General features: G+C 72.7%; 7 protein-coding genes. 4 read left to right on the forward strand and 3 right to left on the reverse strand.

Annotation, left to right across the window (positions count from 1 at the left end; genetic code table 11):
• A partial coding sequence (locus tag DVA66_RS15635; protein ID WP_198671825.1) for a hypothetical protein occupies positions 1 to 321 on the forward strand: 321 nt, incomplete at its 5' end.
• 91 nt (positions 322 to 412) lie between these two features.
• Complete coding sequence (locus DVA66_RS15640) at positions 413 to 1,738, forward strand: hypothetical protein (RefSeq protein ID WP_114560915.1); 1,326 nt, start codon at positions 413 to 415, stop codon at positions 1,736 to 1,738.
• On the opposite strand, the gene DVA66_RS15645 is transcribed toward DVA66_RS15640, so the two are convergent.
• Both DVA66_RS15645 and DVA66_RS15650 read right to left on the reverse strand, forming a co-directional pair.
• On the reverse strand, positions 1,701 to 2,684 hold the full coding sequence (locus tag DVA66_RS15645) for an acyltransferase family protein (protein WP_114560916.1): 984 nt from the start codon (positions 2,682 to 2,684) through the stop codon (positions 1,701 to 1,703). The genes DVA66_RS15640 and DVA66_RS15645 overlap by 38 nt on opposite strands.
• A 116-nt stretch (positions 2,685 to 2,800) precedes the next feature.
• The gene (locus tag DVA66_RS15650; RefSeq protein WP_198671826.1) at positions 2,801 to 3,811 is read right to left on the reverse strand and encodes a right-handed parallel beta-helix repeat-containing protein; all 1,011 of its coding nucleotides are present in this window, start codon (positions 3,809 to 3,811) and stop codon (positions 2,801 to 2,803) included.
• A gap of 223 nt (positions 3,812 to 4,034) precedes the next feature.
• Between DVA66_RS15650 and DVA66_RS15655 the strand changes: the two genes are divergently transcribed.
• Positions 4,035 to 5,228, forward strand: coding sequence for a glycosyltransferase family 4 protein (locus DVA66_RS15655; RefSeq protein ID WP_114560918.1), 1,194 nt, complete (start codon positions 4,035 to 4,037; stop codon positions 5,226 to 5,228).
• Positions 5,225 to 5,986 carry a CDP-alcohol phosphatidyltransferase family protein gene (locus DVA66_RS15660; RefSeq protein ID WP_114560919.1) on the forward strand — a complete coding sequence of 254 codons (762 nt, stop codon included), beginning with the start codon at positions 5,225 to 5,227 and terminating at the stop codon, positions 5,984 to 5,986. Before DVA66_RS15655 ends, DVA66_RS15660 begins: the two co-directional genes overlap by 4 nt.
• A 21-nt stretch (positions 5,987 to 6,007) precedes the next feature.
• On the opposite strand, the gene DVA66_RS15665 is transcribed toward DVA66_RS15660, so the two are convergent.
• Positions 6,008 to 6,279 (reverse strand): hypothetical protein (locus tag DVA66_RS15665; protein WP_232821997.1); only part of this gene is annotated, 272 nt, incomplete at its 5' end.

Below are 6,279 nucleotides of genomic sequence, written 5' to 3' on the forward strand. Positions count from 1 at the left end.
GCGCGGCACGACGTCGGCGGCACCCAGGGCGGACCGGGTCACAAGTCCGCGCTCTACCACTACTACAACTGCCGCAACCGGCTCGTCTTCGCCGCCAAGCACCTGGGCCGGGCGCACCGCTGGGCCTGGCTGGTGCGGACCCCGGCCGACGTCCGGCGCGTGCTGAGCCGGTCCTCCGACACCCGCTGGCAGAAGCTGCGGACGGCCTTCGGCCCGGCGCTGGCCGGCGTCGTCGACGGCGGGCTGTGGATGGTCGGCCTGCGCCGGCGGCGCCCGGTGGACCCCGGCGCCGTCCACGCCCGGCTCGGCCGGGCGGCCTGAGCCGGCGCGCGGTGACGCGCTGGAGGGGGTATCACCGTGCGGTCGGTACCCTTCCACCGTCGGGGAAGGGGGCGGGCACGTGCTCTTGGGCATGACGGTGACGGAGCTGGTGATGCTCGCCGCTGGCGGCGTGGCCGCCCTCACGCTGTTCCTCGCAGCCCGGCGCTGGCCCGCTGCCGCGCTCGTCGGCTGGTTCGTCGTGGTCGGCTTCGTGCCGTTCTGGATGGGGGTCTCGGTCGGCTCGTACTTCCAGCCCGCCAGCCTCGCGGGGATCATCGTGGTGGCCGCGCTGGCCAGCGTCGTGCAGCTGAGGATCTACCCGGTCGACGTCGTCGTCGCCTTCTTCTTCATCGCCTGCGTGGCGCCGGTGGCGGTGGGCGGCGGCAGCCGCAGCACCGTGTTCGGGGCCATCGCGCTCTGGCTGGTGGCCTACCTCATCGGGCGGCTGGCACCCGGGGTCGTCCGACCGGACCGGATCCAGGCGGCGATGACCGTCGTGTTCGCGGTGGCCGGCGGTCTGGCCGTCATCGAGTTCGTCGCCGGCTGGCACCCCTACGCCGACCTCGGCTGGGGCAACGGTCTGCAGGCCAAGTGGTCGAACATCCAGGAACGGGGCGGGGTCGCCCGGTCGGAGTGGGCGTTCGGGCACTCGATCGCCCTCGGTGCCACCCTCGCCTCCATCATCCCGCTCGCGGCGACCGCCCAGCGGCTCCGGCTGGCGCTGCGGGTGACGCTCGTCGCGCTGCTGGCCGCCGGCGTCCTGGTCTCGGTCAGCCGTGTCTCGATGGTGTGCGCGGGGGTGGGGGTCGCCCTGGTGCTCCTGTTCGGCACCCGGCTCGCCGACCGGGCCATGCGCACCGCGCTGGTGGTGATGGCCCTCCTCAGCGTGGCCGCGGCCGCGCCGTTCGTCACCGGGATCCTGTCCGAGGCGGGCGACGAGGCGACCGGCAGCGCGGCCTACCGTGGTCGGCTGACCGACCTGCTCAGCAGCTTCGCACCCCTCGGTCTCTCGCCCGGTCTGCAGGTGGCGCCGGACGGGACGGTGTACTTCCAGGGCTTCCAGTCGATCGACAGCCAGCTGATCTTCACCGGCCTCACCTACGGGAGCTTCGCCCTCGTGCTCGGTGTGGTGCTGCTGGCCGCGGCCGTCCTGCTCACCCTCGCCCAGCGGGCGACACCGGCCACCCTCAGCGTGGTGGCGCAGATCCCCGTCCTCGCGGTGGTCGCACTGATCACGCAGTACGCGATGTGGTTCTGGTTCCTGGCCGGTCTCGCCGTCGCGACGCAGGTCGCCCAGCACGCAGCTGCCGGCCCGTCACCGGGCGCCGTCGTCCCGCGGCACCTCAACCCGGAGCGGTCGCTCCCCCACCACGGCCCCGTCAGGGCACGCCGGCAGCTCGGCCCAGGGGCGCGGTGACGGCGGGACGCCGTGGGAGCGTCACCGGTGCCACGAACAACCAGCGCACGGGTGGTCGACGTGACAGCACGACGGCCAGCGTCCCCAGTGCCCCCGCGAAGACGAGCATGACCGGCGCGATCACGAGCGAGGAGTGGATGCCGAGGGCCAGCAGCGCGAGCAGGGCCAGGTGCATCAACGGGAAGTGGGTCGTGTAGTACACGATCGAGTTGCGGCCGACGTACTGCAGCGGCCGGGTCCAGACCGCGTCACCGATCCGCCGGGCGAGGTGGATGAGGGACAGCACCCCGGCGAGGCTCAGCAGCGCGAACTCCGCCTGGTACTGGACGTCGTACCTCGAGGAGACCACGGCGAACCCGACGGCGACGACCCCGCAGACGACGGCGGTCGGGGTCGAGTCGACCACCCGGTGGAACTGGCGCTGGTAGCGGGCGGCGAGGTAGCCGGCGAAGAAGAACCCGGCGAAGTAGAGCATCCGGTGCAGGAGGCGGTCGTCGACCACCACCGCCAGCACGAAGCAGGCCGGGGCGACCAGCAGCGGCGGCACCCGACGCAGCAGCGGGGCGACGAGGTAGAAGCAGAGGATGAAGAACAGGAACCACAGGTAGCCCGTGGCGATCCAGGCTCTCGGGTGCCACAGCGGGGCGACGGCGTCGTAGGTGATGTTGTGCACCGCGGCCCAGAGCAGGTACGGCCAGGCGATCAGCGTGAGCTTGCCCAGGTAGTACTCCAGCAGCGGCTTCTCCAGGGACCGCACCAGGAGCAGGCCTGACAGGAACATGAGCAGCGGCATCCGGAACGGGATCAGCGCGTCGTTGACGGACTCCAGCCAGTGCGGCATGACCACCCCGAGCAGCGCTGGGACGGCGGGAGCGTGCCACAGGAGCACGAAGACGATGGCCACCCCCCGCAGGGAGTCCATCCACGCGAAACGGCGACCAGCCATGTTGCCCCCCTGTGACCCCGAGACGGCGCCGTCCCCCGTAGGCGAGCTGGCTCGAGCCACTAGTGGCCCGACTCTAACCCAGACCCGCCCCGGGGGACAGCGCCGTCAGGGGTGACTCAGAAGCGCTGCGGCTTGATCAGCGACTTGTCCCAGAACCGGTTGCCCAGCATCGAGGCGTCGGTCGACCGCGGGATGCGGATCGGGCAGACCTTGCCGTACTTGCCCCGGCCGAAGCTGTTGTCGCGGATCTGCAGGTCGCGGATCGCGCCCTTGTCGGCGGTGGTGATGTTGATGGTGCAGGCGCCGTCGCCGATCCAGTTGCCCGAGATGGTGATGTCGCCGGTCTTGTAGCGGGCCGAGGACATCATGATGGCGGCGTTGTGCGCGTCCTCGAGGGTGTTGTTGACGATGCTGATCTTGCTGCCGCCCGTGATCTGGATGCTGTCGTCGTGGGTGCGGCCGTCACGCTGATTCGGGTCCTTGCTGGAGTAGGTGCTGTTGTGCAGGTAGGACCGCTTCACGGTGACGTTGCCGCCGATCACCTTGACCGGGTCGACCACGCCGGAGATGTTCAGACGGTCCGCGGTGAACCCGGACCCGGACAGCCCGTCCAGACGCAGGCTGGGTGTGCTGGCCTTGAGGGTGCTGTCGGTGACCTTCAGGTTCTTCGCGCCCCACCAGGCCATGATGAGGGCCCGGTCCTGGTTCTTCACGGTGCCGCCGCGCACGACCGAGCGCTTGATCACGACGTTGTCGGCCTTCACGTAGACGTAGCCGCGGATGTCGCGGCCGTCGATGACGGTGCCGTCCTTGGTGATCGTGAGGTCGCCCTTGTGCACCTTCAGCTTGGTGCCCTTCGGCACGCCGGTGTTGCTCGGGCCCGGCTTGCCCTTCGAGGACTTGGTCGGCTGCAGCAGCGCGGAGGTCTTCGTGGAGCTGCCCGCGCTGGGCACCGCGGCGGCTGGGCCGGCGGGGCCACCGGCCACCAGGGCCGGGGTGAGGACGAGCGTGCTGACCGCGAGCGCGGCGGCGGCGGCCAGTCGGCGCCTGGCGCGGGGCGGACGACCGGTACGGACGTCGGCGTTCGCGCTCACGCGGTCGAGGAGTTCGGGGGATGTCGGGGGCATCGGTGACATGTCAGTCCTGTCGATTCTTGGCTATTTCTCAGCCCCCCGGGGCTGGACCATACCGACATGGGGCGCCGGACGCCAACCGGCCCGGCGCATGGCCGTGCCGCTGCGGTAGCGGGTCGTGGTCAATCCGGCACCACCGCCCCTAGGATCGGCGCTGCGCCGGTCGGGGGGACTGCGCACCTCCCGCGTGGAGGACGGACTCGAAGAAGGCAGCGCCATGCCACCTGCACCGGACCACCGCTCTGCCCACCGTGGGCAGCGTCGGCGTACGGTGCTGGTCGCCCACCCGGGCGCGGAGCTGTACGGCTCGGACCGCATGGTGCTGGAGTCGCTGCGCGCGCTGGCCGCCGACCCTGCCGGCGGCGACCCGGTGCTGGTGGTCCCTCGCCACGGGCCGCTGGTGGAGGAGGCGCTCGCGGTCGGCGTGACCGTCCTGGTCTGCCCCACCCCGGTGATCAGCAAGGCGGCGCTGAGCCCGCGCGGGCTGCTGGCCCTGCTGCGGCTGACCCTCCGCTCGATCGGTCCGGGGTGGCGCCTGCTCGGGCAGCTGCGACCGTCGGTGGTGCTCGTCAACACCATCACGCCCCCGTTGTGGCTGCTGCTGGCCCGGTGCCGCGGCATCCCGACCGTCGCCCACGTGCACGAGGGCGAGGCGAGCGCCCCCGCACTGGTGCGCCGCGCGCTCTACCTGCCGCTGGCGCTGGCCGACCACCTCGTCGTCAACAGCCGCTTCAGCCTGGACGTCCTGCGCCGTGCGGCACCGGGCGCGGCCGGCCGGGCGCGGGTGGTGCTGAACGCCGTCGAGGGCCCGGAGCAGGTGGTCGCGCCCCGGCCGCGGCTGGAGGGCCCGTTCCGGCTGCTCTACGTCGGCCGGCTGTCGGCCCGCAAGGGCCCGCACGTGGCGGTGGAGGCGGTCCGGCTGCTGCACGAGCGCGGTGTCGACGTCTGCCTCGGCCTGCTGGGCTCGACCGCCCCCGGCTACGAGTGGTACGCCGACCAGCTCGCTGGCAGCGTGCGGGAGGCCGGCCTGGAGGACCGGGTCACCTTCCACGGCTTCCACCCCCGGATCTGGCCGCTGGTGGCCGAGGCCGACGTGGTCGTGGTCCCGTCGACGGTCGACGAGCCGTTCGGCAACACCGCCGTCGAGGCGCGGCTCGCAGCCCGGCCGCTGATCACCAGCGACATCAGCGGGCTGCGCGAGGCGAGCGCCGGAGCGACGGCGGTCCGACGGGTCCCGCCGTCGGATCCAGCCGCGCTCGCCGACGCGGTGCAGTCCGTGCTCGGAGGCTGGGAGCACGAGCGTGAGCTCGCCCTGGCCGACGCGGACACTGCCCGTGAGCAGTTCTCCGCCGACCGCTACGCCACCGAGCTGCGCGAGGTCGTGGCCCTGGCCGAGGAAGGACGCCGATGACCACCGACCCCCTGGCCGGCGGATCCGAGCCGTTGCGCGACACGCTGGCGCGGCTGCGGCACGGGCAGAAGAGCAACGTCAACGCCGCCGCCTACTCACGCTGGGTGAACCGGCCGGCCGGACGCCTGCTGGCCGCGGTGGCGTACCGGATGCGGATGACTCCGCACCAGGTGACCGCGGTCAGCGCCGTCTGCACCTTCGTCGGCATCGGCTGCCTGGCTGTCCTCCCGCCTGGGGTGGTCACCGGGGTCGTGGTGGCGCTGCTCCTGGCACTCGGCTACGCCCTCGACGCCGCCGACGGGCAGCTGGCCCGGCTCCGCGGCGGAGGGCGGCCCAGCGGCGAGTGGCTGGACCACGTCGTGGACGCCACCAAGATCGCGGTGCTGCACCTGGCCGTGCTGTCGCTGTGGTTCCGCCATCTGGTCGAGCCCGGTCACCTGCCGCTGTGGAGCGTCCTGGTGCCCCTGGTGTTCTCGGTGGCGGCCTCGGTCGCCTTCTTCGGCATGATCCTCACCGACCTGCTGCAGCGCCGGTACGGCACCAAGGCCGACCCCGGCCGACAGGGTGACCAGCACGCGCCCGTGCTGGGCTCGCTGGTCGCGCTGCCCGGCGACTACGGGTTGCTCTGCGTCACGTTCCTGCTGCTCGCGTGGTGGCCGGCCTTCGTGGTGGCCTACGGTCTGCTGGCGCTCGCGGCGGTGCTCATGCTGGCCGTCCAGGCGGTGCGCTGGTACCGCCGGATGGAGGCGATCGCCTAGTCGCGGCGACGGCCGCACGGCTCAGGCGGGACCCGTCCGGCCAGCGGCGCGGGCGGCACGCACTCGCCGGAACGTCCCCCGGCCGGCCCGGATGTTCGCCCGCAGCCGGCGCACCGCGAGCGACCACAGGCCGAACCCGCGGTAGCGGGGCAGCCGACGTCCGGCCAGCCGGCTGCCGATCCCCCGCCCGACCAGCGTGCTGCGTCGCTGCCGCTGGAACGGCTGCACCCCGGCCAGCGCGTCGACGTCCAGGGGCGCCACCGTCAGCACGCCCGCGGCCACCGCCGCGCGCA

This window comes from Desertihabitans aurantiacus (genome assembly GCF_003344635.1).
In the GTDB taxonomy this organism is placed as follows: Bacteria; Actinomycetota; Actinomycetes; order Propionibacteriales; family Propionibacteriaceae; genus Desertihabitans; species Desertihabitans aurantiacus.